The sequence below is a fragment of the Aliivibrio fischeri genome, assembly GCF_009727955.1.
Classification (GTDB): domain Bacteria; phylum Pseudomonadota; class Gammaproteobacteria; order Enterobacterales; family Vibrionaceae; genus Aliivibrio; species Aliivibrio fischeri_A.
Genome location: NZ_WOBR01000007.1, coordinates 58,767 through 84,332, shown reverse-complemented (window position 1 = coordinate 84,332; position 25,566 = coordinate 58,767). Strand labels below are relative to the sequence as shown.

Here is a 25,566-nt window from a genome sequence, read left to right as displayed (position 1 = left end):
GCCCAAGTAACGGAATTAAGAATCAATGAGTGACTATAAAGATACCTTGAACCTGCCAGAAACAGGATTCCCAATGCGTGGTAACTTGGCTAATCGTGAGCCAGAAATGCTTAAGCGTTGGTATGATGAAGATCTTTACGGTGAAATCCGTAAAGCGAAAAAAGGTAAGAAATCGTTCGTATTACACGACGGCCCTCCTTATGCAAATGGTGACATTCATATTGGTCACGCACTAAACAAGATTCTTAAAGACATTATTATTAAGTCGAAAACACTTTCTGGTTTCGATGCGCCATATGTTCCAGGCTGGGACTGTCACGGTCTACCAATTGAATTAATGGTAGAAAAGAAAAAAGGTAAGCCGGGTCAAAAGATCTCAGCTGCTGAATTCCGTGAAGAATGTCGTAAATATGCGGCAGGCCAAGTTGAAGGTCAAAAAGAAAGCTTCAAACGTTTAGGCGTTATGGGTGAGTGGGATAAACCTTATCGCACTATGGATTTTGGTACTGAAGCAAACATTATTCGTTCTTTAGGTAAAATTGCTGACCAAGGCCACTTATTGAAAGGTTTCAAACCTGTTCACTGGTGTACAGATTGTGGTTCGGCGCTAGCAGAAGCTGAAGTTGAATACCAAGATAAAGTATCTCCATCAATTGACGTACGTTTTGTTGCAGCAGACGAAGCCGCGACATTAGCGAAATTCAGTACGCCTGAAGGTCATCAAGGTGAAGGTGAATTATCTGTTGTTATCTGGACAACAACACCTTGGACTCTTCCTGCAAACCGTGCTGTGGCATTACACGCAGATCTTGAATACGTATTAGTACAAGTAGAAGCACACGGTGAGCAAAAAGCACAACGTCTGATCCTTGCATCTGAACTGGCTAAGTCAGTATTAGATCGTGCAAACATCGAACATTACCATAACCTAGGTTTTGCTAAAGGTTCTGATTTAGAGCTTCTTCAATTTAACCACCCATTCTACAACTTTACGGTTCCTGCAATTTTAGGTGAACACGTAACAACTGATTCAGGTACAGGTATTGTTCATACAGCACCTGGCCATGGTCAAGAAGACTTCGTGGTTGGTAAAAAATACGATTTAGAAATCGCAAACCCAGTAGGTTCAAATGGTGTATACCTTCCTGATACTGAACTGTTTGCTGGTCAGCATGTATTCAAAGCGAACGATTCAGTACTTGAAGTATTGAAAGAAAAAGGTGCATTACTGCATCATCATGCGTACGAACACAGCTACCCACATTGTTGGAGACACAAAACGCCAATCATCTTCCGTGCAACACCACAATGGTTCATCTCAATGGATCAAGCGGGTCTTCGTGCAAAAGCGCTAGAAGAAGTGAAGAGTGTTGAGTGGATGCCAGAGTGGGGTCAAAACCGTATCGAAGGCATGATCGAAGGTCGTCCTGAGTGGTGTATCTCTCGTCAACGTACTTGGGGCGTGCCAATTGCTCTATTTGTACATAAAGAAACAGCTGAATTACACCCTGATTCACTAGAGCTAATTGAGAAAGTAGCGAAACTAGTTGAAGAAAAAGGCATTCAAGCATGGTGGGATGTTGATGCCGCTGAGCTTATGGGTGAAGAAGATGCTGCAAACTACGAAAAAGTTCTAGATACTTTAGACGTATGGTTTGATTCAGGTGTTACTCACTTCTCAGTTGTTGATTCTCGTGAAGAATACAACTTCCCAGAAGAAGAAAGAACGCACAGCGCAGATCTTTACCTAGAAGGTTCAGATCAACACCGTGGTTGGTTCCAATCGTCGTTGATCTCATCAGTAGCAATGAAAGGTAAAGCACCTTACCGTCAAGTACTAACACACGGTTTCGTGGTGGATGGTAACGGTCGTAAGATGTCTAAATCTATTGGTAACGTTGTTGCACCTAAAGATGTAACAAACAAACTAGGTGCTGATATTCTTCGTCTATGGGTAGCCTCTACTGATTACACTAACGAAGTTGCGGTTTCTGATGAAATTCTAAAACGTTCAGCTGATGCATACCGTCGTATTCGTAACACAGCTCGTTTCTTCTTAGCAAACTTAAGTGGTTTTAACCCTGCAACAGATATTGTTCCTGCAGAAGAAATGGTAGCGTTAGATCGTTGGGCTGTAGGTCGTGCATTTGCTGCGCAACAAGAGATCATCAAATCTTACGATGAATACAACCTACATGAAGTAACTCAACGTTTGATGCACTTCTGTTCAATCGAAATGGGTTCTTTCTACTTAGATGTAATTAAAGATCGTCAATACACAGCGAAGAAGGGCGGTCACGCTCAACGTAGTTGTCAAACTGCACTTTACTACATTGTAGAAGCATTGGTTCGTTGGATGGCTCCAATTATGTCATTTACCGCTGATGAAATCTGGAATGAAATGCCTGGTGAGCGCGAGAAATTCGTATTTACAGGTGAATGGTACCAAGGCCTGTTTGATCTTACTGAAGGCGAAGAGTTCAATAATGAATTCTGGACTGAAATCCAAGCGGTTCGTGCTTCTGTGAATAAATTGCTTGAAGCGGCTCGCGGTGAGAAAGTGATTGGTGGTGCACTTCAAGCAGAAGTAACGCTATACGCTGATGACGCATTAATTGCTAAAATCAACAAATTAGAAGACGAACTACGTTTTGTTCTTCTAACTTCAGCGGCAACGGTTAAACCATTTAGCGAAAAAACAGAATCAGCGAAAGCAACAGAATTAGATGGTCTGTTTGTTGACGTTGTTGCTTCTGAAGCTGCGAAGTGTGAGCGTTGTTGGCACCATGTTGCTGATGTTGGTACTATCGAGGGTCACGAAGAAGTATGTGGTCGTTGTGTATCTAACATTGACGGCGAAGGCGAAGAGCGTAAATTTGCATAATGACTAGCGATAAGAAAACATTACCGCTGCTTAAAGAATCAGGACTCCGCTGGCTATGGCTAGCGGGGATCATCTTTATGGCAGACATCAGCATCAAATTATTTGTGATGAAAGAGATGGGTTATGGTTGGGCAAACCGTATTGAAGTATTGCCTTTCTTCAACTTTCTTTACGTTCATAACTATGGTGCTGCATTTAGCTTTTTAAGTGATCAAGCTGGTTGGCAACGTTGGTTTTTTACTGGCATTGCTATTAGCGTATGTGGTTTGTTAGTTTATTGGATGCGTAAAGCACCACAAAAAGATAAATTAAATAATATTGCTTATGCACTGATCATTGGTGGTGCAATTGGTAATGTTTTTGATCGCTTAGTTCATGGTTTTGTTGTTGATTACCTTGACTTTTATTGGGGTAATTATCATTGGCCAGCATTCAATTTAGCAGATGCTGCCATATGCATCGGTGCGGGGTTGATCATTTTAGATGGCCTCCGCTCTGGTAAAAAAGAGCAATAAAACTCATAAGCATAATTAATGAACGCTACCCGAGCAGTCGAGTGGCGTTTTTTTTCAAGGAAAGATTGAAATGAAAATAGAAAATAACAGTGAAGTTACCCTACATTTCACCATAAAATTAAAAGATGGCTCTGTTGCGGATAGTACACACAGTTCAGGTAAACCTGCAAAATTTACTATGGGTGATGGTAGCTTAAGTGAAAATTTTGAGAAATGTTTACTTGGTTTAGAAGCCGAGCAAGCTAAAAGCATTGAATTATGTGCTGAAGATGCATTTGGTTTACCAAATCCTGATAATATACATCATATGGATCGTAATCGTTTTGTTGGTGATGCTGCGGCTGAAGTCGGTACTATTATGGCTTTCAGTGGTCCTGATGGAATGGATATCCCAGGCATTATTACAGAGATTGCTGGCGACTCAGTGACGGTTGATTTTAATCACCCATTAGCAGGTCAAGATGTTATCTTTGACGTAGAGATTGTAGCGGTTGGTTAATCCAACACAATAAAGAGATAAAAAATGAAAATAGTATTAGCTAATCCTCGTGGCTTTTGTGCAGGTGTAGATCGTGCCATTAGCATTGTTGAACGCGCTTTAGAGTTATATGAAGCACCTATTTATGTTCGTCATGAGGTAGTACATAACCGGTTTGTTGTTGAAGGATTAAAACAACGCGGTGCTATTTTTGTTGAAGAATTGCATGAAGTACCTGACGATAATATTGTTATTTTTTCAGCTCATGGTGTCTCACAAGCCGTTCGTAAAGAAGCGAAAGAACGTGCATTAACTGTGTTTGATGCAACTTGTCCATTAGTGACAAAAGTGCATATGGAAGTGGCTCGTGCAAGTAAGAAAAATATTGAAGTTGTATTAATTGGCCACGCAGGACATCCAGAAGTCGAAGGTACAATGGGGCAGTATGCAAGTGATTCTGCTGGAATGTATTTAGTTGAAACACCTGATGACGTAATTAAATTAAATGTAAAAGATCCATCGAATCTTCACTATGTAAGCCAAACAACATTATCTGTTGATGAAACCGCTGATGTGATTGATGAATTACGTCGAGTATTTCCTGACATTCAAGGGCCACGTAAAGACGATATTTGTTATGCAACACAAAATCGTCAAGATGCGGTGCGTGATATGGCAAGCCAAGTGGATGTGATGATTGTCGTCGGTTCTAAAAACTCTTCAAATTCAAACCGCTTACGCGAATTATCTGAAAAACTAGGGACAACGAGTTATTTAATTGATTGTCCTGAAGATCTTAAAGAAGAATGGTTAACAGACCAAGCTAAAGTTGGCGTTACTGCTGGAGCTTCAGCTCCTGAAGAATTGGTTAATCAAATTATTGAACAAGTAAAAGCATTTGGTGGCATGACCGTTGAAGAGTTAACAGGTCGTGAAGAAAATATGTTTTTTGAAGTACCAAAAGAATTGCAAATCAAAACGGTATCTTAATACTTCACATAGTCGTGAATAAGAATTTAAGATAAAGTGCAAGGATGCGAATTTAAAGAAGCGGAGATCAAAATGGTAAGAGTAGCAATTGCTGGCGCAGCAGGAAGAATGGGTCGCAACTTAATTAAAGCAGTAAATGGTTCTCAGTTTGCTGTACTTGCAGCAGCGAGTGAGCGTCCAGAGTCTAGCCTTATTGGGGTTGATGTTGGTGAAATGGCTGGGTTAGGTAAATCAGGCATTCTTATTGTTGATGATTTAGCTAAAGTGACCGATGACTTTGATGTCATTATTGATTTTACACTTCCTATTTCAACATTAAAAAACATAGAACTTTGCCAAGAATATAATAAAGCGATTGTTATTGGTACTACTGGTTTTAGCGAACCTGGTAAAGAAATTATTGACCAAGCATCGAAAGAAATTCCAGTAGTTATGGCTCCAAATTACAGTGTTGGTGTAAACCTTGTCTTTAAACTGCTAGAAAAAGCAGCAAAAGTCATGGGTGATTATTGCGATATCGAAATTGTTGAAGCTCACCACCGTTATAAAGTCGATGCACCATCAGGTACAGCAATTGGAATGGGAGAGGCGATAGCTGGAGCCATGGGGAACAAATTAGAAGATGTGGCTGTATATGCTAGAGAAGGCATTACAGGTGAAAGAACCAAAGATGAAATTGGTTTTGCTACCATTCGTGCTGGTGATATTGTCGGCGAGCATACTGCTATGTTTGCTGATATTGGTGAGAGAGTTGAAATAACTCACAAAGCTACTGATCGTATGACCTTTGCAAATGGTGCCGTAAGGGCTTCTCACTGGCTTCATAAAAAAGAACCCGGTTTTTACACTATGCATGATGTATTAAATTTGGATCAGATTTAATTATTATTAAGCCCGAATCAATGTGATTCGGGCTTTTTTTTAACTAAATCATTTTATAACTAATCATTTGGGTTGATGATATTCATTATTGTCTTTAATTTATTATAATCACTTGTTATTCACGAGTAATGCTCGGTATATCTTTATTTACTCTGTTCTTATAAATACAACTTCTTCTTGTTTTAAAATAAACCACACAAATAACATTTATTATTTTGTGGTTCTGGGTGCTAATTTTACCTGAGTGTCTTGTTTTTGAGTGTTTTCTTTATTGTTTATCGTTTGCTTTGATCTTGTATTTAAATTTCTCATTATAAAAAACACTTTTATGATGCAAAAATCCATTATGGATAAAAAAGCATCAATTTTAGCTTTGAAAGTTCTGTTTTTAGCCTTGTATTTTGAATTTCACCTTGAGTTAGCCAAAAAAGTTATTTAATAATGTGTTTTTGGTTGACAGTTAATCTATACATCTCTAGAATTTCGCCAATTTGTCAAAAATCGAGCTTGTAGTTTGTTTTTTGGGTTTTAAAAAAATAGTTTTGCATATATATTGATGTGAAATGAATGATTATTATGTTTGGAGGTTGTCTTGAGTAAATCAGCGCTGTTAGTCCTAGAAGATGGGACAGTGTTCCACGGTCAATCGATTGGAGCAGATGGCTCGGCCGTTGGTGAAGTCGTTTTTAATACCTCGATGACGGGGTATCAAGAAATTCTCACTGATCCTTCCTATTCTCAACAAATCGTTACTCTCACTTATCCCCACATTGGCAATACCGGAATCAATTCCGAAGACGAAGAATCTTCTTCAATCCACGCTCAAGGCCTTGTAATTCGCGATCTCCCTCTCCTAGCTTCAAACTTCCGCAGTGAACAAACTCTTTCTGAATATCTTAAATCTCAAAATATCGTCGGCATCGCTGATATTGATACTCGTAAATTGACTCGTATTCTTCGTGAAAAAGGTGCTCAAAACGGTTGTATCGTAGCGGGCACTAATTTAGATGAAGCATTTGCGCTTGCTCAAGCAAAAGAGTTTCCAGGTCTTAAAGGCATGGATTTAGCAAAAGAAGTAACGACTTCTGAAGCTTACCAATGGAAGCAATGTTCTTGGACATTGACTGGCGGTTTGCCAGAAGAAAAAGCAGACAGTGAATTACCATTCCACGTTGTTGCTTACGATTTCGGCGCTAAACGTAATATTTTACGTATGTTAGTAGACCGCGGTTGTCGCCTAACGGTTGTTCCAGCACAAACTCCAGCAGAAGACGTTCTCGCAATGAACCCTGATGGTGTATTTCTATCAAATGGCCCTGGTGACCCTGCACCATGTACATATGCAATTGAAGCAACAAAAGTATTTTTAGAAAAAGGCTTACCAATTTTTGGTATCTGTCTTGGTCACCAAATTCTAGCTCTAGCTTCTGGTGCACAAACGGTAAAAATGAAGTTTGGTCACCATGGTGCTAACCACCCAGTAAAAGACTTAGATCGTGATGTTGTTATGATCACTGCACAGAACCACGGTTTTGCTGCGGATGAAGAAACACTTCCAACAAACCTACGTGCAACACACAAATCATTATTTGATGGCACGCTACAAGGTATTCATCGTACAGATAAGCCTGCCTTTAGCTTCCAAGGTCACCCTGAAGCAAGCCCTGGTCCACATGATGCAGCGCCATTGTTTGACCATTTCATTGAATTGATTCAGCAGCATAAAGCTTAATTCGGAGTAGTAATAAAATGCCAAAACGTACTGACATTAAAAGCGTTCTAATTTTAGGTGCAGGCCCAATCGTAATCGGCCAAGCATGTGAATTTGACTACTCTGGTGCACAAGCGTGTAAAGCTCTTCGTGAAGAAGGTTATCGCGTTATTCTTGTGAACTCTAACCCTGCAACAATCATGACTGACCCAGATATGGCTGATGCAACTTATATTGAACCAATTCATTGGGAAGTGGTTCGTAACATCATCGAAAAAGAGCGTCCAGATGCGGTATTACCAACAATGGGTGGTCAAACAGCATTAAACTGTGCGCTTGATTTAGAAAAGCACGGTGTTCTTGCTGAATTCGGTGTTGAAATGATTGGTGCAACGGCTGATGCAATTGATAAAGCGGAAGACCGTTCTCGTTTCGATAAAGCAATGAAATCAATTGGTCTTGAATGTCCTCGTGCTGATACTGCAAAAACAATGGATGAAGCATATCAAGTGTTAGATATGGTTGGTTTCCCATGTATCATTCGTCCGTCATTTACAATGGGTGGTACTGGTGGTGGTATCGCTTATAACAAAGAAGAATTTGAAGAAATCTGTCGCCGTGGTTTGGATCTTTCTCCAACCAATGAGCTTCTAATCGATGAATCACTAATTGGTTGGAAAGAGTACGAGATGGAAGTGGTTCGAGATAAGAACGACAACTGTATCATCGTATGTGCAATTGAAAACTTTGACGCGATGGGTATTCACACGGGTGACTCAATCACAGTAGCGCCGGCACAAACGTTAACCGATAAAGAATACCAATTAATGCGTAATGCTTCTCTAGCAGTATTACGTGAGATTGGTGTTGAAACGGGTGGCTCAAACGTTCAATTCGGTATTAACCCGAAAGATGGCCGTATGGTTATCATTGAAATGAACCCCCGTGTATCTCGTTCATCTGCACTTGCGTCTAAAGCAACAGGTTTCCCAATTGCAAAAATTGCTGCAAAACTGGCAATCGGCTTTACGCTTGACGAGTTAATGAATGACATTACTGGTGGTGCAACGCCTGCGTCATTTGAACCAACGATTGACTACGTTGTGACTAAGATCCCTCGCTTTAACTTCGAAAAATTCGCAGGGGCTAACGATCGCCTAACAACACAGATGAAATCAGTTGGTGAAGTGATGGCTATCGGCCGTAACCAACAAGAATCTCTACAAAAAGCACTTCGTGGCCTAGAAGTAGGTGCGACTGGTTTTGATGAGATGGTTGATTTAGATGCTCCTGATGCATTAACAAAAATTCGTCATGAACTGAAGGATGCAGGTGCTGAGCGTATTTGGTATATCGCTGATGCGTTCCGTGCGGGTATGTCTGTTGATGGTGTGTTTAATCTAACGAATGTTGACCGTTGGTTCCTAGTTCAAATTGAAGATTTAGTAAAAGAAGAAGAAGCGGTTAAAGCGGGCGGTTTTGCTAACTTAACTGCAGATGCACTTCGTAAACTGAAGCGTAAAGGTTTTGCTGATGCGCGTCTTTCTAAACTATTAGGTGTTGGTGAGAGTGAAATTCGTCGCCTGCGTGACCAACATGATATCCACCCTGTATACAAGCGCGTGGATACGTGTGCTGCTGAGTTCTCATCAGATACGGCTTACATGTACTCATCTTATGATGAAGAGTGTGAAGCAAACCCAACAGACAAAGATAAGATCATGATCTTAGGTGGTGGTCCAAACCGTATCGGGCAAGGTATTGAGTTTGATTACTGTTGTGTACATGCATCATTAGCACTACGTGAAGATGGCTACGAAACTATCATGGTTAACTGTAACCCTGAAACCGTTTCTACAGATTACGATACATCTGACCGTCTATACTTTGAACCAGTAACTCTGGAAGATGTATTAGCGATTGCTCGTGTTGAAAAGCCAAAAGGTGTGATTGTTCAGTACGGTGGTCAAACGCCACTTAAACTGGCTCGTGCTCTTGAAGCGGCAGGTGTTCCAATTATTGGTACAAGCCCTGATGCTATTGACCGTGCAGAAGACCGTGAACGCTTTCAAGTTGCAGTAGACCGTTTAGAGCTTCTTCAACCAGAAAATGCAACGGTTACTACGATGGAGCAGGCGATTGATAAATCAAAAGAAATCGGCTTCCCACTAGTCGTACGTCCTTCTTATGTTCTTGGTGGTCGTGCGATGGAAATCGTATATGACGAGCAAGATTTACGTCGTTACTTCAATGAAGCAGTAAGTGTTTCAAATGAATCTCCAGTACTTCTTGATAGCTTCCTTGATGATGCAATTGAAGTGGATGTGGATGCGATTTGCGATGGTGAGCAAGTGGTTATCGGCGGTATCATGGAACACATCGAACAAGCGGGTGTTCACTCTGGTGATTCTGCATGTTCTCTTCCTGCTTACACCTTGAGCGAAGAAATCCAAGATGTAATGCGTGATCAAGTACGTAAGCTGGCATTCGAGCTAGGTGTACGTGGCTTAATGAATACACAGTTTGCTGTTAAAGATAACAAAGTATATCTAATCGAAGTTAACCCTCGAGCTGCTCGTACGGTTCCATTCGTATCGAAAGCAACTGGTGCTCCATTAGCTAAGATTGCAGCGCGTGTAATGGCGGGGCAATCGTTAGAGTCTCAAGGTTTTACTAAAGAGATTATCCCACCATACTACTCAGTTAAAGAAGTGGTGTTACCGTTCAACAAGTTTCCTGGTGTTGACCCACTGTTAGGCCCTGAAATGCGCTCAACAGGTGAAGTTATGGGGGTGGGTGCAACGTTTGCTGAAGCATTTGCTAAAGCTGAACTAGGTTGTAGTAAAGAATATCCAGAAGGCGGCCGTGCATTGCTTTCAGTTCGTGAAGGCGATAAGAAACGAGTTGTTGATTTAGCTAAACATCTTGTTAAATTGGGTTACCAGTTGGACGCAACTCACGGTACTGCGGTTATTCTTGGCGAAGCAGGTATTAACCCACGTCTAGTAAACAAGGTACACGAAGGCCGTCCTCATATTCTTGACCGTATCAAGAATGGTGAGTACACCTACATCGTTAATACTGCAGCAGGTCGTCAAGCGATTGAAGACTCTAAAGTATTACGTCGTGGTGCACTGGCTGAGAAAGTAAACTACACAACAACGCTAAATGCAGCATTTGCTAGCTGTTTAGCTCATGAAGCGGATGACCGTAAAACGGTTAACTCTGTTCAAGAGCTTCATGCAAAAGTGGCAGCTAAATACGCTTAATCGCGAAATAGACTAAGTCATAATATTAGTTAAGTAATGATAAAAATCCCGAAGAATGAGAGTTCTTCGGGATTTTTTATTTGTTTCCTACGATTGCTAGAAAGCTTTAGTCTTTTGATAATTCAATTAATTCTTGGTAAAAGCTTTTCTCAAAGGTATCTATTGGTCGCTCAACTGGAGTTGCTCCTTCTTTTGCTGCAATAGGGTGATAATCTGCAACAAATTGAACGAATAATTGAGGCTCTTTATTATTTAAACCAACAAATCCTGCCATATTGTAGCTACCAAACAGTGAGCCACTCTTGGATTTCATGCTGCCTTTAATTGGCTCTTTACGCATGCTATTACGATATTTTAGGGTCCCATCAACTCCAGAGGTTGGTAATAGTTTAATTAAACCTAACTCTTTATCGTATTGATGAATGAATTGAAGAATGCTTTTCATTTGATTAGCGGTCATACGGTTATTACGTGATAAGCCAGAACCATCAACTAATATGGCATTACTTAAATCAATATTCGCTTGTTTTAATAAGATGTCTTTAATTGCAGCTGTACCATTAGTGAAGCTACCTGGTTGCTGGTAATTTAAATGGCCTAACATCTTAGTTAAGTTATCAGCATAATGGTTATCAGACTTTTTGAGCATGTGGTCCAACAATTCCATTAATGGTTTAGAGTTATGTTGTGCTAATACATTTAAGTTGGTTAATTCAGTATTTGGTGCACCAAAGCGAATTTCACCATTAAGTTTAATATTATGCTCAGCTAGGATTTTAGATACGGTTCTTTTTGTGAAATCTCTTGTATCTTGCACCGCAAATTTCAATGGCAGAGGCTTATTGCGCTTAACTAAACAGCCATTTAGCTCATAATGGTTACCTTGAGTGGTTAACTCTAAGTCGCAGAACGTCGATTTTTGTTCTTCTCTACTCACACTTTTAGCATAGCTAGAAAACGAGATAGGTTGATGAATAGGTACAAAGACTCTGGTACTTCCATCCTCATGAGTGGTGATTGAAGCTTGAACGCAGTTTTCATCAATACTTAATGCACTTGATGGTGCGCTATAACAGACGCCTAAAATATCCCAAGGCCAGCCGACAGCTCGCTCATATCCAGTAAAGATACTCCCATCGAGCCATAAATTACCTTGAATGGCTTTTAGTTCACTATCATTAAATAGTTCAGAAAGTTGCTTTCGTGACAGGGAAGGATCACCAGAGAAAGTCAAAACAACATCTTTATCCGCTTTATATAATGTTGTTGTAAAAGTGAATTCAGTCCCTAAAGCTAAACGAGCCGCTAATGCCGTGGCAATTTTTAAGGTACTTGCCGGTGGTAATAGTTCATCTTGCTTTTGTTGAAACTCTATCTTATTTGATTGTAGATTTTCGACTGTAATAGCGGTTCTGCTACCAGAAGGGAGAGATGAAAGTGTCTCTTTGATATCAGCAATACTTGAAAAAGAAATAAGACTGAGTGCGATAAGGGAGTAACGAGAAAAAAACATGATGAGCTCAATTTGAAAATAATGAGATATCTTAACGTCTGTTGATAATGATGTGTAATGAATTAGAAAAATTTCAGAAGGAGTCACAAATAAAAAACGCCCACCGAGGTGAGCGCTTTATTTTTAAGTAAGGGTTAAGACTGATTAGAAGTCGTAACGCATACCTAGAGCAACTTCGTCTTCTGTCATCGCTTTAGTGATACCTTTTGATGCATCGTCATCAAGAAGGTTCAGGTTGTAAGAGATGTAAGTACGGAAGTTTGCGTTGAAGAAGTAAGTAGCATCAACAGCAAAGTTGTCAGCGTTTTTGTTGTTAGCAACAGTTAGAGCGTTTGTATCGTGGTCAGCGTTGTTGTATGTCGCTGTGAATACAGTTTTACCCATTGTGTAAGCACCAGCTACTTCGAAACCTGTGTAGTCTAGGTCAACAACTTCACCTGTAGTGAATGTACCAGCGAAGTAGAAGTCGCCCATAGTCATCGAACCAGCAACCATTGCTTCGTTGTCTGTACCTTGATCAGCGTAACCAGCACCTAGTTTGAAACCAGAGTCACCGAATGCGTAGATACCAGAAGTAGAGAAGCCGTCGTTGCTTTCTTGGTTAGCTGCAGCATCATCAAAACGGTAGTTTGCTTTGAATGCGAAATCGCCAAATTGACCTTTGTAAGCAATTGCGTTGTCTTCACGGTCAGCTACTGCTAGTTTGTATGCTGCAGAGTTACCGTGGTAAGCCATGATATCAGTGAAGTCAGTGATAACACCTAGAGCACCATCGTTTTTACCGTAAGTTACTTCACCGAAGTTACCGCCGATACCAGCGTATGTGTAACGGTTTTCAAGGTTGCCGTTTGGATTTACAGCATCGTTAGTTGTGAATTCACCTTCCCAGAAACCAACACCGTATAGGCCGTCAGAAATTTGAGTAGTACCTTTAAAGTTTAGACGTACACGAGTGTTATCTGCTGCGTCACCATCTTTCATAGCTAGACGTGCTTCTGCACGGCCGCCCATTTCGATAGATTGTGCTTCATCTTTATAAAGTTCTGCTGCGTTTACTGCACCAGCTGAAGTAATTGCTGCTACTGCTAGAGCTAATACTTTTTTGTTCATCATTATTCTAATTCCTATAAGGGTGGAGGAGATTAATTTCCATTTTAAATGAAACGAACTGTTTATAACTTCTTATGTCTAAGAATTACCGTCAGTTACCTTCACTGTTTCAATAAGACTATTTTCATGTGTAAAGGCACAAAAAGGTTAGTAAAACAATCTAAAAAGTGCAATTGAACAGCGTTTTTTATTATTTTTGTGTGATGTTGATCGTTATTTTTCAGTTGGTTACGTAAATGGAAGAAAGTTTGTCTGATTTTTGCAGTAAATGTAAATTTATGTTTTTTTGATTTTTGTTTTGAATCTTTATGTGAGCATCTTCTCATTTTATTTAAATTTACATGGTTTAAATTGTTGATATTCAATATTTGAGACGGACTTCTTAATTTGCGTACTCGTCATTTTTGAAAACAATTCGCAGAAACAAACAATAGATAGGTGATAAAAAAACTTTCTTTGTTTAAACTAGAGGAAATTAATATTTAACAGAAACACTTAAGGTCTACGCTCAATAGTCTGTTTATTGAGAGCCTTTGGTGGGATTTTTATTTGCTGAATTTCTGATTTCAGCTCTAGAGGTATATAAATATGGATAAGGTACCAATGACGGTACGTGGCGAAAAGCTACTGCGTGATGAATTAGAAGTATTATTAAAGCGTCGTCCTTTGATTTCAAAAGCGATCGGTGAAGCTCGTGAGCTAGGCGATTTAAAAGAAAATGCTGAATATCACGCAGCGCGTGAAGAACAAGGTATTTGTGAAGCTCAGATCCGTGATATTGAATATAAGTTATCTGTAGCGCAGGTTATTGATGTAACTAAAATGACAAACACTGGTAAAGTTATTTTTGGTACAACAGTGACTTTAATTGATGTGAATACAGACGAAGAAGTGAAATACCAAATCGTTGCTGATGATGAAGCTAACATTAAAGAAGGCCGAATTTCTGTAAATTCACCGATTGCTCGTGGCTTGATTGGTAAAATGGAAGGGGATGAAGTAAACATTCAAACTCCTGGTGGTACGAAAGAGTTCGAGATTGACGCTGTAGATTACATTTAAGATTTATTATTTGTATGAAACATAAAGGCCGCATAGTTAACTCTACTTTAAAGATAACTACTACGGCCTTTTTAATTTCTTTAGACTAAACGAAAGAAATTATTTTCTAGGAATTTCGATTTTACGATCTTCGCTAGGACGGTATAAAACAAGTGTTTTACCGATAACTTGAACTTTTTCAGCTTCTGTTTCACGGATAATTGCTTCAACAATCAGTTGTTTAGTATCACGGTCTTCAGAAGCGATTTTAACTTTAATTAACTCGTGATGATTAAGTGCAATTTCAATCTCAGCTACTACAGCTTCTGTTAGACCATTTGCACCCATCAATACAACGGGTTTTAGGTTGTGAGCAAGACCTTTAAGGTATTGCTTCTGTTTTGTGCTTAGGTTCATATATACCCGATTTTTTCTATATTAAGGGTTGAAAACAGCCTATTCTAACGCCATCTAAGCAGGAAGACTATTTTTTGTTGCAGTCTTCTAATTTTAATTAAGTATTTTTAGGTAATGCATGAGTAAGAATAAAGTTTCAGCGAGCTCTGGTCGCTGGTTAAAAGAACATTTTGATGATAAATACGTTCTTGAGGCTCAAAAAAGGGGTTATCGCTCTCGTGCTATTTTTAAAATTGAAGAAATTCAAAATAAAGACAAGCTTTTAAAATCTGGTATGACGGTAGTTGACCTTGGTGCAGCTCCAGGTGGCTGGTCACAATATGCAGTAGAGCAAGTTGGTGATGAAGGGCAAGTAATCGCTTGTGATATCTTGCCAATGGACTCTATTGCTGGCGTAAGTTTTTTACAGGGGGACTTTAGGGAAGAAGCAGTATTGGATGCACTATTAGAACGAATTCAACCTGATATGGTTGATGTAGTAATGTCTGATATGGCGCCAAACATGAGTGGTAACTTAGCGGTAGATCAGCCTCGTGCTATGTACTTAGTTGAGTTAGCTTTGGATATGTGTCGTCAAGTTCTTGCACCAAATGGTAGCTTTACTGTAAAAGTATTCCAAGGCGAAGGCTTTGATCAGTACTTGCAAGAAGTGCGTAATATGTTCAAAGTAGTAAAAATCAGAAAGCCTGATTCATCACGTGCTCGTTCACGTGAAGTATATATTGTAGCGACTGGTTACAAAGGATAAGTTTTACGTAGTAGATACAGAATATAAACTGTAGTACTCTGTCTTTCATCTATTTAGTTAACGCGGGGTTAACACCTTGAGTGACATGGCAAAAAATCTAATATTATGGCTGGTTATCGCTGTTGTTTTAATGTCGGTATTCCAGAGTTTTGGACCAGGTGATAGCTCTGGTCGTTCAATTGACTATACGACTTTTGTTAAAGAAGTAGGTAATAGTCAAGTACAAGAAGCAACCTTTAATAATCGTGAGATTAAGGTAATGAAGCGTGACGGCACTCGTTACGTAACATATATGCCAGTATTCCAAGATCCTAAGTTGCTTGATGACCTAATTAACCAAAATGTAATCGTTAAAGGTACACCACCAGAAGAGCAGAGCTTACTTGAGTCTATCTTCATCTCGTGGTTCCCAATGATTCTTCTTATTGGTGTTTGGATCTTCTTCATGCGTCAAATGCAAGGCGGCGGTGGCAAAGGAGCGATGTCCTTTGGCAAGAGCAAAGCCAAGATGATGACAGAAGAGCAAATCAAAACAACATTTGATGATGTTGCTGGCTGTGATGAAGCAAAAGAAGACGTAAAAGAGTTAGTTGATTACTTACGTGAGCCAAGCCGTTTCCAAAAACTGGGTGGTAAAATTCCAACGGGTGTTTTATTGGTTGGTCCTCCAGGTACAGGTAAAACTTTGATTGCAAAAGCGATCGCCGGTGAAGCAAAAGTACCTTTCTTCTCAATTTCTGGTTCTGATTTTGTTGAGATGTTTGTTGGTGTTGGTGCGTCACGTGTTCGTGATATGTTTGAACAAGCGAAAAAATCATCACCTTGCATTATCTTCATTGATGAAATCGATGCTGTAGGTCGCCAACGTGGTGCTGGTGTTGGTGGTGGCAATGATGAGCGTGAGCAAACATTGAACCAAATGCTAGTTGAAATGGATGGCTTTGAAGGTAACGAAGGCATCATTGTAATTGCTGCGACTAACCGTCCAGACGTACTTGATGCAGCATTACTACGTCCAGGTCGTTTTGACCGTCAAGTTGTTGTGGGTCTACCTGATATCCGTGGTCGTGAGCAGATCCTTCAAGTTCATATGCGTAAAGTACCACTAGGTGCTGGCGTAGAACCATCGTTGATTGCTCGTGGTACTCCTGGCTTCTCTGGTGCAGATCTAGCTAACTTAGTAAACGAAGCGGCTTTGTTTGCGGCGCGCGGCAATAAGCGTGTTGTTTCAATGGTTGAGTTTGAATTAGCGAAAGATAAAATCATGATGGGCGCAGAGCGTAAATCAATGGTTATGTCTGAAGAAACTAAAGAATCAACAGCATATCATGAAGCAGGCCATGCGATTGTTGGTCGTTTAGTTCCTGAACATGATCCAGTATACAAAGTATCTATCATTCCACGTGGTCGAGCGTTGGGTGTAACTATGTATTTACCAGAGCAAGATCGTATCAGTATGAACCGCCAACATTTAGAATCGATGATTTCGAGTTTATATGGTGGTCGTTTAGCTGAAGAATTGATTTACGGTGTTGATAAAGTATCAACTGGTGCGTCGAACGATATTGAACGAGCAACAGATATTGCTCGTAAAATGGTAACGCAATGGGGCTTCTCTGATGCTCTAGGTCCTCTACTTTATGCAGAAGATCAAGGCGACCCGTTCTCTGGTCACGGTGGTTCTCATCAATCTAAGCATGTTTCTCCAGAAACACTGCAATTAATTGATGCAGAGATCCGTACTATCATTGATCGTAACTATGCTCGTGCAAGACAGATCCTTGAAGATAACATGGATATCATGCATGCAATGAAAGATGCGTTGATGAAGTTTGAAACCATTGATGCAGGTCAGATTGATGATCTAATGGATCGTAAAGCTGATATTCGTGAACCACAGGGTTGGGGTGATAATAACCCACAACCTCAAGCGAAGACTGAAGCACCAGTAGAAAAAGAAGAAACAGAATCAAAAGCAGAAGAGAAGGTTGAAGAAACAAAAGAGCAACCAACTTCAACTGATGAAACAAAAAACGATTCTGAATCATCTGAAAAGTAAGATGAAATAAGATAAATGAAACCCCGAGTTATGCTCGGGGTTTTTGTATTTATTAAAGGTGTAGAGTAATGAAACTAATAAGTAAAAATAAATCCCTTTTATTAGATCGCTCTCATGTCATGGGAATACTTAACGTAACACCTGACTCTTTTTCTGACGGTGGCCAGTTTACCCATTTAGATGCTGCGCTTAAGCAAGCCGAAAAAATGGTCAATTCTGGAGTAAGTTTTATTGATATTGGCGGTGAGTCAACGCGACCAGGTGCTCCAGAAGTTTCATTGCAACAAGAGTTAGACCGTGTATTACCGATTATTGAAGCGGTTCATCAACGTTTTGATACATGGATATCAATCGACACGAGTAAGGCTGTTGTTATGGAAGAGGCAGTAAAAGCCGGTGCTGATTTAATTAATGATGTTCGAGCGCTACAAGAGCCGAATGCCTTGGAAGTCGCAGCAAAAGCAAATGTTCCTGTTTGTTTAATGCATATGCAAGGGCAACCTCGAACTATGCAAACTAATCCTTCTTATCAAGACTTATTTACCGACATATCGAGTTTTTTAAGTGAAAGAATAGATGCATGCCAATCGGTTGGTATCGCAAAAGATAAGTTAATTCTCGATCCTGGATTTGGTTTTGGTAAAACCTTGGCGCATAATTACCAGCTTCTTGCTGAGCTAGAGCGTTTTCATCAATTCGGTTTACCGCTTCTCGCTGGAATGTCGAGAAAATCGATGGTTTTTAAGTTACTAGATGTAGAGCCGAAAATGGCAGTATCTGGTAGCTTGGCTTGTGCAACGATTGCTGCCATGAAAGGGGCACAAATTATTCGTGTTCATGATTTTGAACAAACGATGGATATCGTAAAGGTTTGCCAAGCAACTTTAGAACAATCTTCTCATTAAAGAATTGTTCAATTTAAATAAATTATTAAAAAAAACATGGAGTACAACATGGCTGAACGTAAATATTTCGGAACCGATGGCGTTCGAGGATTAGTAGGGCAAGCACCTATCACACCTGATTTTGTTATGAAGCTTGGCTGGGCTGCCGGAAAAGTGCTTGCACAACAAGGCACTAAAAAAGTGATTATCGGTAAAGATACGCGTATTTCTGGTTACATGTTAGAGTCAGCATTAGAAGCGGGTTTAGCAGCAGCTGGTTTAAAAGCAAAATTTACAGGTCCAATGCCAACTCCTGCTGTTGCTTATTTAACACAAACATTCCGTGCTGAAGCGGGTATTGTTATTTCAGCTTCTCACAATCCATACTACGATAATGGTATTAAATTCTTCTCATCAGAAGGAACAAAACTTCCTGATGACGTTGAAATGGCGATTGAAGCAGAGCTTGATAAGCCCATGACATGTGTTGAATCCGCTTTACTTGGTAAAGCCTCTCGTCTTAATGATGCCGCGGGTCGTTACATTGAATTCTGTAAAAGTACATTCCCTAAAGAATTAAGTCTTGCTGGTTTAAAAATCGTTATCGATTGTGCAAATGGTGCAACATACCATATTGCTCCTAATGTATTTAAAGAACTAGGTGCAGAGATCATAACCATCGGTTGTGAGCCAAACGGAACCAATATTAATCATGAAGTAGGAGCTACTGATGTTCGTGCTCTTCAAGCTAAAGTTGTTGAAGAAAAAGCGGATTTTGGTGTGGCATTTGATGGTGATGGTGACCGTATCATCATGGTTGATGAGTTTGGTGAAAAAGTAGATGGTGATCAGATTGCGTATATCATCGCTCGTGACGCGCTACGTCGTGGTGAGTTAAAAGGTGGCGTGGTTGGTACATTGATGACAAATATGGGTATGGAGGTTGCTTTACGTAATCTTGGTATTCCATTTGTTCGTTCAGATGTTGGTGACCGCTACGTAATGGAAAAACTCTTAGAAAACAATTGGCTAATTGGTGCTGAGAATTCAGGTCATGTTATCCTTTTAGATAAAGTAACTTCGGGTGATGCGATTGTTGCAGCGCTTCAAGTTATAGCATCTATTGTTGGTAGTAAAATGTCATTAAAAGAATTGTGTGATGGCATGAGTATGTTCCCACAAATTTTAGTAAATGTTCGATTTGTGGGAGATAATGATCCTCTTGAATCGGAAGCAGTAAAAGCCGCTCAAGCTGATGTGGAAGCTAAATTAGGTGATAATGGCCGCGTATTATTACGTAAGTCAGGTACAGAGCCTTTAATTCGCGTTATGGTTGAAGGTGAAGATGCGGAATTAGTGACACAATATGCGCAGCAAATTGCGGATGCAGTGAAAGAAAGCTGCTAATTTGAGCAATTAAATGAAATTGAACGTTTTTTGTTAATTTTAACTTGTCATAGTAGCCTAGTTTGGTTAATATCCTTCGGCCTCTTAATTGAGAGGGCGCTGGTGTTGCCAATAGGCTACCGGTACATTAATTAGATACATGGGTGACGGAATGCATACGATTCTACTTGTGATTTATCTGATTGCCGCAGTCGGTGTAATTGGCCTAGTATTGGTACAACACGGTAAAGGCGCAGATATGGGAGCTTCATTTGGGGCTGGGGCATCAAATACTGTATTTGGCTCTAGTGGCTCTGGAAACTTTTTAACCCGAATGACTGCAATTTGTGCAACAGTATTTTTTGTTATCAGTTTAGCGTTAGGCAACATGTCAACGCATAAATCTGAAGGTTTTGATCTTAAACTAGATCAACAAGCGACAGAGCAAGTAACTGATAACGCGAGCGATGTTCCTGCAACTGAAGACAGCGACGTTCCTCTTTAAAAGAATTTAGCCGAGATGGTGAAATTGGTAGACACGCTAGCATGAGGTGCTAGTGCCTTATGGTGTGAGGGTTCAAGTCCCTCTCTCGGCACCATATTCAGACGAGAATCTGATTCTTGTAATAAAAGCATAAAGAAACTATAATTTCTTTGTTCTTTTCGGACGCGGGATGGAGCAGCTTGGTAGCTCGTCGGGCTCATAACCCGAAGGTCGTCGGTTCAAATCCGGCTCCCGCAACCAATTACTTAAATAAGAGTTATTGCTATTATTTAAGTAAGTCACGCAAGTGGCATTCAGGGTCCAGCAGTATTAAACCCCGCAATTACGGGGTTTTTTGCTATCTGAAACAGACTGTTTTTTAAGAATTGGGCCTTGAGCCCTTTTTTTGTTTTCAGGGGATATCAATGACAGGATTAGAAAGACAACTAACAGAAATGCTTGAGGCTCCTGTTGGTGCTTTAGGTTATGAATTGGTTGGTTTAGAATTCGTACGTGCGGGTGAACACTCAACACTACGTGTATTCATCGACCATGAAAATGGCATCTTTGTGGAAGACTGTGCAGAAGCCAGTCGTCAAATCAGTGCAGTAATGGATGTAGAAGATCCAATTACAGTAGCATATAACCTAGAGGTTTCGTCTCCAGGTCTTGAACGTCCACTGTTTAAAGCAGCACATTATCAACAATTTGTTGGTCACGAGGTCAGCCTTGTATTAAAGATGCCGATGAATAACCGTCGTAAATGGAAAGGTGACATCCTTGAAGTTAACGGTGAGATTGTTACGGTTACAGTTGATGGTAACAATGAAGAATTTGCGTTAAGCAACATTTCAAAGGCGAACTTAGTTCCTAAATTTTAAGGCTTGAAGAGGCTAAAATGAACAAAGAAATCTTAGCTGTTGTAGAAGCAGTATCAAATGAAAAAGCTGTTCCTCGTGAGCGAATTTTTGAAGCATTAGAAATCGCGCTTGCAACAGCAACAAAGAAAAAATCTGAAATGGAAATTGAAGTACGTGTTGCGATCGATCGCAAAACAGGTGACTTCGAAACATTCCGTCGTTGGGTTGCAGTAGAAAACGTTGAAAACCCAACGCTTGAAATTTCTATTGAAGCAGCACAGTTTGAAGATGAAACTATCGAAGTTGGTGGTTACATTGAAGATGATATCGAGTCAGTAACATTTGACCGTATTACAACTCAAACAGCGAAACAAGTTATCGTACAAAAAGTACGTGAAGCTGAGCGTGCAATGATCGTTGAGCAGTTTATTGATAACGAAGGTGAGCTAATCACTGGTATCGTTAAAAAAGTAAACCGCGATGCAATCATCGTTGATCTTGGTAACAACGCTGAAGCGGTAATTTTACGTGAAGATCAACTTCCTCGTGAAAACTTCCGTCCAGGTGACCGTGTTCGTGGTCTGCTATATGCCGTTAAACCTGAAGCACGTGGTTTCCAATTATTCATGACACGTTCAAAAGGCGTAATGCTAACTGAATTGTTCCGCGTAGAAGTACCTGAAATTGGTGAAGAGCTAATTGAATTAAAAGGTGCAGCTCGTGATCCTGGTTCTCGTGCTAAGATCGCAGTTAAAACTAACGACAAACGTATTGATCCTGTTGGTGCGTGTGTTGGTATGCGTGGTGCACGTGTACAAGCTGTATCTGGTGAGCTTGGTGGTGAGCGTATTGATATCGTGCTTTGGGATGATAATCCTGCGCAATTTGTTATCAATGCAATGGCTCCAGCAGAAGTTGCCTCTATCATTGTTGATGAAGACAACAACACAATGGATATCGCTGTTGAAGCTGATAACTTAGCACAAGCAATTGGCCGTAGTGGTCAAAACGTACGTCTAGCATCTCAACTGACTGGTTGGGAACTAAACGTAATGACAGTTGCTGATCTTAACAAAAAGCACCAAGAAGAAGCGCAAGGTTCTATTGATGCATTCGTTAAGCATTTAGATATCGATGCAGACTTTGCTCAACTATTAGTTGAAGAAGGTTTCACAACTCTAGAAGAAATCGCTTACGTACCTGTAAATGAGCTTCTAGAAATTGAAGAGTTAGATGAAGATACTGTTGATGCTCTACGTACTCGTGCGAAAGAAGCGTTAACAACATTAGCTCTAGCTCAAGAAGAATCATTAGATGGTGTTGAGCCAGCTGAAGACCTACTTGCTCTTGAAGGCTTAGAGCGTGAGCTTGCTTTCAAACTTGCAGCTAAAGGTGTTATTACACTTGAAGACCTTGCAGACCAAGGTGTTGATGAACTGTCTGATATTGAAAATCTAACAGAAGAGCGTGCTGGTGAGTTAATCATGGCTGCTCGTAACATCTGTTGGTTTAGTGACGAAGAATAATAATAGCAAGCAAGGAGAAGCGGTATGACAAAGCTTACGGTAAAAGCACTTAGTGAAGAAATTGGAACTCCAGTTGACCGCTTACTTCAGCAATTTTCGGATGCTGGTATTAATAAAAAAGACGGAGACTCTGTTTCTGAAGGTGAAAAACAATCTTTGTTAGTACACTTAAAGAAAGAGCATGGTAGTGCTGATGATAGTGCATCGCCTACGCGTCTAACTCTTCAACGTAAAACTCGTAGCACATTAAGTGTTGCGGGTAGCGGCGGTAAAAGTAAAGATGTGCAAGTAGAAGTTCGTAAAAAGCGTACTTATGTAAAAGCAAGCGCACTTGAAGAAGAGAAAAAAGCTGAGCAACTGAAAGCAGAAGCTGAAGAACAAGCCAAACGCGATGCAGAGGAAGCTGCAGTTCGCGAACTTGAACAAAAAGCACAACGTGAAGCGGAAGAGCAGGCAAAACGTGAAGCTGAGGCGGAAGCCAATGCAAAACGTGAAGCTGAAGAGAAAGCGAAACGTGCTGAAGCTGATAAGGCTAAAAAAGAAATGACTAAGAAAAACGAACAAGCGAAAAAAGAAGCTGAGGAGCTTAAAGCTCGTCAGGAACTAGAAGCGACTCGTAAAGCAGAAGCTGAAGCGGCAAAATTAGTAGAAGAAGCTCGTAAACTGGCTGAAGAAAATGAAGCTCGTTGGAAAGAAGAAGAGCAAAAGAAATCAGCTGCTGAAAAAGACGCTGATTACCATGTAACTACTTCTTCTCATGCACGTGAAGCTGAAGATGCAGCTGATCGTAAAGAAGAGCAACAACCTCGTCGTCGTAAGAAAAAAGCAAAACCTGCAGAAGCTGCTGCTCCTCGTGGTGGTCGTAACCAACGCGGTGGTCGTAATAAGAAAGCACAAGTTAACAAACCTACTTCAATGCAGCATGGCTTTGATAAGTCAGCGACAGTTGCTAAGCAAGACGTTGCTATCGGTGAAACAATCGTTGTTTCTGAACTAGCAAGCAAAATGTCTGTTAAAGCAACAGAAGTAATCAAAGTTATGATGAAGATGGGCGCTATGGCGACTATCAACCAAGTGATTGACCAAGAAACTGCACAACTTGTAGCAGAAGAAATGGGTCACAAAGTTATTCTTCGTAAAGAAAATGAATTAGAAGAAGCTGTACTATCTGATCGTGACAACAGCGCTGAAGCTGAAGGTCGTGCTCCAGTAGTTACTATCATGGGTCACGTTGACCATGGTAAAACTTCTACACTTGACTACATTCGTCGTGCGCACGTTGCTGACGCTGAAGCGGGTGGTATTACACAACACATCGGTGCATACCACGTTGAAACTGACAACGGTATGATCACTTTCCTTGATACTCCTGGACACGCAGCGTTTACCGCTATGCGTGCTCGTGGTGCTCAAGCGACAGATATCGTTGTTCTTGTAGTTGCTGCAGATGATGGTGTTATGCCACAAACAATCGAAGCTATCCAACACGCAAAAGCGGCTGGTGTACCTCTGATTGTTGCTGTAAACAAGATCGATAAAGAAGGTGCTAACCCAGATAACGTTAAAAATGAGCTTGCTCAATATGACGTTATTCCTGAGGAGTGGGGCGGAGAGAATATCTTTGTTCATATCTCAGCTAAGCAAGGTACTAACATTGACGGTCTTCTAGAAGCAATTCTTCTTCAGTCTGAAGTTCTAGAACTTACAGCGGTAAGAGAAGGCATGGCGTCAGGCGTTGTTGTTGAATCTCGTCTTGATAAAGGTCGCGGTCCTGTAGCAACAGTTCTTGTTCAATCTGGTACTCTTAACAAAGGCGATATCGTTCTTTGTGGTCAAGAATACGGCCGTGTTCGTGCTATGCGCGATGAAAACGGTAAAGATATTGAATCAGCTGGCCCATCTATCCCTGTTGAGATCCTTGGTCTTTCAGGTGTACCTGCATCAGGCGACGAAGCAACAGTAGTTCGTGATGAGCGTAAAGCTCGTGAAGTTGCAAACTACCGTCAAGGTAAATTCCGTGATGTTAAACTAGCACGTCAACAAAAAGCTAAGCTTGAAAACATGTTTGCTAACATGGAAGCGGGTGAAGTAGCTGAGTTAAACGTAGTACTTAAAGCTGACGTTCAAGGTTCTGTTGAAGCGATTGCTGATTCACTACTTAAACTGTCTACTGACGAAGTTAAAGTTAACATCGTAGGTTCTGGTGTTGGTGGTATTACTGAAACTGATGCAACTCTTGCAGCAGCGTCTAATGCAATCATCCTTGGTTTCAACGTTCGTGCTGATGCAACAGCTCGTCGTACTGTTGAAAACGAAAACCTAGATCTTCGTTACTACTCAATCATCTACCAATTGATCGATGAAGTTAAAGCTGCAATGGGCGGTATGCTTGCTCCTGAGTTTAAACAAGAAATCATTGGTCTTGCTCAAGTTCGTGACGTATTTAAGTCGCCTAAACTTGGTGCAATCGCTGGTTGTATGGTTACTGAAGGTACGATTAAGCGTAGCAACCCAATCCGTGTACTACGTGATAACGTAGTAATTTACGAAGGTGAGCTAGAGTCACTACGTCGCTTTAAAGATGACGTAGCTGAAGTTAAGAATGGTTACGAGTGTGGTATCGGCGTTAAGAACTACAACGACGTACGCGTTGGTGACCAAATCGAAGTATTCGAAATCGTTGAGATCAAACGTACTCTTGACTAATTGACTATAATTACTAACGTTATCTTTTAAAGGTAAGTAGTAATCGGTTGTTGAATACACCATGGGGGGCTGGTAATTACCAAGCCCCCCATCTTTCTAAGAG

General features: G+C 40.5%; 19 protein-coding genes and 2 tRNA genes. 18 read left to right on the top strand and 3 right to left on the bottom strand.

Annotated elements, in window-relative coordinates; translation table 11 throughout:
- Window positions 1-25: 25 nt before the first annotated feature.
- The 7 genes from ileS to carB all read left to right on the top strand — a co-directional run bounded on the left by ileS (window position 26) and on the right by carB (window position 10,729).
- Window positions 26-2,884, top strand: coding sequence for an isoleucine--tRNA ligase (ileS, locus tag GNP81_RS11060; protein WP_155674756.1), 2,859 nt, complete (start codon window positions 26-28; stop codon window positions 2,882-2,884).
- Window positions 2,884-3,399, top strand: coding sequence for a signal peptidase II (gene lspA, locus GNP81_RS11055; RefSeq protein WP_005417644.1), 516 nt, complete (start codon window positions 2,884-2,886; stop codon window positions 3,397-3,399). The genes ileS and lspA overlap by 1 nt, the downstream gene beginning before the upstream one ends.
- Before the next feature lie 70 nt (window positions 3,400-3,469).
- Window positions 3,470-3,898 carry an FKBP-type peptidyl-prolyl cis-trans isomerase gene (fkpB, locus tag GNP81_RS11050; RefSeq protein WP_011261245.1) on the top strand — a complete coding sequence of 143 codons (429 nt, stop codon included), beginning with the start codon at window positions 3,470-3,472 and terminating at the stop codon, window positions 3,896-3,898.
- Between the two features lie 24 nt (window positions 3,899-3,922).
- Complete coding sequence (gene ispH / locus GNP81_RS11045) at window positions 3,923-4,867, top strand: 4-hydroxy-3-methylbut-2-enyl diphosphate reductase (RefSeq protein WP_155672004.1); 945 nt, start codon at window positions 3,923-3,925, stop codon at window positions 4,865-4,867.
- Window positions 4,868-4,939: 72 nt separating this feature from the next.
- On the top strand, window positions 4,940-5,749 hold the full coding sequence (gene dapB, locus GNP81_RS11040; RefSeq protein WP_155674754.1) for a 4-hydroxy-tetrahydrodipicolinate reductase: 810 nt from the start codon (window positions 4,940-4,942) through the stop codon (window positions 5,747-5,749).
- 592 nt (window positions 5,750-6,341) lie between these two features.
- Complete coding sequence (carA, locus tag GNP81_RS11035) at window positions 6,342-7,481, top strand: glutamine-hydrolyzing carbamoyl-phosphate synthase small subunit (protein ID WP_155674752.1); 1,140 nt, start codon at window positions 6,342-6,344, stop codon at window positions 7,479-7,481.
- Between the two features lie 17 nt (window positions 7,482-7,498).
- Window positions 7,499-10,729 (top strand): carbamoyl-phosphate synthase large subunit, encoded by a 3,231-nt coding sequence (gene carB / locus GNP81_RS11030; protein ID WP_012533127.1) that lies wholly within the window; start codon window positions 7,499-7,501, stop codon window positions 10,727-10,729.
- Window positions 10,730-10,835: 106 nt separating this feature from the next.
- Here carB and dacB read toward each other — a convergent pair whose 3' ends face one another.
- Both dacB and ompU read right to left on the bottom strand, forming a co-directional pair.
- Window positions 10,836-12,242, bottom strand: a complete 1,407-nt coding sequence (gene dacB / locus GNP81_RS11025; protein ID WP_155674750.1) for a serine-type D-Ala-D-Ala carboxypeptidase — start codon at window positions 12,240-12,242, stop codon at window positions 10,836-10,838.
- 144 nt (window positions 12,243-12,386) lie between these two features.
- Window positions 12,387-13,352, bottom strand: a complete 966-nt coding sequence (gene ompU, locus GNP81_RS11020) for a porin OmpU (protein WP_196587438.1) — start codon at window positions 13,350-13,352, stop codon at window positions 12,387-12,389.
- Between the two features lie 588 nt (window positions 13,353-13,940).
- Here ompU and greA point away from each other — a divergent pair.
- Complete coding sequence (gene greA, locus GNP81_RS11015; RefSeq protein ID WP_011261251.1) at window positions 13,941-14,414, top strand: transcription elongation factor GreA; 474 nt, start codon at window positions 13,941-13,943, stop codon at window positions 14,412-14,414.
- 99 nt (window positions 14,415-14,513) lie between these two features.
- On the opposite strand, the gene yhbY is transcribed toward greA, so the two are convergent.
- Window positions 14,514-14,810, bottom strand: coding sequence for a ribosome assembly RNA-binding protein YhbY (gene yhbY, locus GNP81_RS11010; RefSeq protein WP_155671999.1), 297 nt, complete (start codon window positions 14,808-14,810; stop codon window positions 14,514-14,516).
- Between the two features lie 118 nt (window positions 14,811-14,928).
- Here yhbY and rlmE point away from each other — a divergent pair, with 118 nt between their 5' ends.
- The 10 genes from rlmE to infB all read left to right on the top strand — a co-directional run bounded on the left by rlmE (window position 14,929) and on the right by infB (window position 25,463).
- The gene (gene rlmE, locus GNP81_RS11005; protein ID WP_005417666.1) at window positions 14,929-15,558 is read left to right on the top strand and encodes a 23S rRNA (uridine(2552)-2'-O)-methyltransferase RlmE; all 630 of its coding nucleotides are present in this window, start codon (window positions 14,929-14,931) and stop codon (window positions 15,556-15,558) included.
- Window positions 15,559-15,643: 85 nt separating this feature from the next.
- Window positions 15,644-17,617: an ATP-dependent zinc metalloprotease FtsH gene (ftsH, locus tag GNP81_RS11000; RefSeq protein ID WP_155674747.1), complete on the top strand. Its 1,974-nt coding sequence runs from the start codon at window positions 15,644-15,646 to the stop codon at window positions 17,615-17,617.
- Between the two features lie 68 nt (window positions 17,618-17,685).
- The gene (folP, locus tag GNP81_RS10995) at window positions 17,686-18,522 is read left to right on the top strand and encodes a dihydropteroate synthase (protein WP_155674745.1); all 837 of its coding nucleotides are present in this window, start codon (window positions 17,686-17,688) and stop codon (window positions 18,520-18,522) included.
- Between the two features lie 48 nt (window positions 18,523-18,570).
- A complete protein-coding gene (glmM, locus tag GNP81_RS10990; RefSeq protein ID WP_155674744.1) occupies window positions 18,571-19,908 on the top strand; it encodes a phosphoglucosamine mutase in 1,338 nt (445 codons plus the stop codon).
- Between the two features lie 151 nt (window positions 19,909-20,059).
- Window positions 20,060-20,392 (top strand): preprotein translocase subunit SecG, encoded by a 333-nt coding sequence (gene secG / locus GNP81_RS10985; RefSeq protein WP_005417674.1) that lies wholly within the window; start codon window positions 20,060-20,062, stop codon window positions 20,390-20,392.
- A 9-nt stretch (window positions 20,393-20,401) separates the two neighbouring features.
- Window positions 20,402-20,486, top strand: a tRNA-Leu gene (locus tag GNP81_RS10980).
- Between the two features lie 69 nt (window positions 20,487-20,555).
- Window positions 20,556-20,632, top strand: a tRNA-Met gene (locus tag GNP81_RS10975).
- Between the two features lie 164 nt (window positions 20,633-20,796).
- Window positions 20,797-21,252 carry a ribosome maturation factor RimP gene (gene rimP, locus GNP81_RS10970; protein ID WP_005417676.1) on the top strand — a complete coding sequence of 152 codons (456 nt, stop codon included), beginning with the start codon at window positions 20,797-20,799 and terminating at the stop codon, window positions 21,250-21,252.
- A 17-nt stretch (window positions 21,253-21,269) separates the two neighbouring features.
- A complete protein-coding gene (nusA, locus tag GNP81_RS10965) occupies window positions 21,270-22,757 on the top strand; it encodes a transcription termination factor NusA (protein ID WP_005417678.1) in 1,488 nt (495 codons plus the stop codon).
- A 24-nt stretch (window positions 22,758-22,781) separates the two neighbouring features.
- On the top strand, window positions 22,782-25,463 hold the full coding sequence (gene infB, locus GNP81_RS10960; protein WP_005417679.1) for a translation initiation factor IF-2: 2,682 nt from the start codon (window positions 22,782-22,784) through the stop codon (window positions 25,461-25,463).
- The last annotated feature ends 103 nt before the right edge of the window (window positions 25,464-25,566 follow it).

Coding starts and splice junctions, on each gene's coding strand:
- ileS (WP_155674756.1), top strand. CDS start 26: ATGAGTGACTATAAAGATACCTTGAACCTGCCAGAAACAGGATTCCCA.
- lspA (WP_005417644.1), top strand. CDS start 2,884: ATGACTAGCGATAAGAAAACATTACCGCTGCTTAAAGAATCAGGACTC.
- fkpB (WP_011261245.1), top strand. CDS start 3,470: ATGAAAATAGAAAATAACAGTGAAGTTACCCTACATTTCACCATAAAA.
- ispH (WP_155672004.1), top strand. CDS start 3,923: ATGAAAATAGTATTAGCTAATCCTCGTGGCTTTTGTGCAGGTGTAGAT.
- dapB (WP_155674754.1), top strand. CDS start 4,940: ATGGTAAGAGTAGCAATTGCTGGCGCAGCAGGAAGAATGGGTCGCAAC.
- carB (WP_012533127.1), top strand. CDS start 7,499: ATGCCAAAACGTACTGACATTAAAAGCGTTCTAATTTTAGGTGCAGGC.
- dacB (WP_155674750.1), bottom strand. CDS start 12,242: ATGTTTTTTTCTCGTTACTCCCTTATCGCACTCAGTCTTATTTCTTTT.
- ompU (WP_196587438.1), bottom strand. CDS start 13,352: ATGAACAAAAAAGTATTAGCTCTAGCAGTAGCAGCAATTACTTCAGCT.
- greA (WP_011261251.1), top strand. CDS start 13,941: ATGGATAAGGTACCAATGACGGTACGTGGCGAAAAGCTACTGCGTGAT.
- yhbY (WP_155671999.1), bottom strand. CDS start 14,810: ATGAACCTAAGCACAAAACAGAAGCAATACCTTAAAGGTCTTGCTCAC.
- rlmE (WP_005417666.1), top strand. CDS start 14,929: ATGAGTAAGAATAAAGTTTCAGCGAGCTCTGGTCGCTGGTTAAAAGAA.
- ftsH (WP_155674747.1), top strand. CDS start 15,644: ATGGCAAAAAATCTAATATTATGGCTGGTTATCGCTGTTGTTTTAATG.
- folP (WP_155674745.1), top strand. CDS start 17,686: ATGAAACTAATAAGTAAAAATAAATCCCTTTTATTAGATCGCTCTCAT.
- glmM (WP_155674744.1), top strand. CDS start 18,571: ATGGCTGAACGTAAATATTTCGGAACCGATGGCGTTCGAGGATTAGTA.
- secG (WP_005417674.1), top strand. CDS start 20,060: ATGCATACGATTCTACTTGTGATTTATCTGATTGCCGCAGTCGGTGTA.
- rimP (WP_005417676.1), top strand. CDS start 20,797: ATGACAGGATTAGAAAGACAACTAACAGAAATGCTTGAGGCTCCTGTT.
- nusA (WP_005417678.1), top strand. CDS start 21,270: ATGAACAAAGAAATCTTAGCTGTTGTAGAAGCAGTATCAAATGAAAAA.
- infB (WP_005417679.1), top strand. CDS start 22,782: ATGACAAAGCTTACGGTAAAAGCACTTAGTGAAGAAATTGGAACTCCA.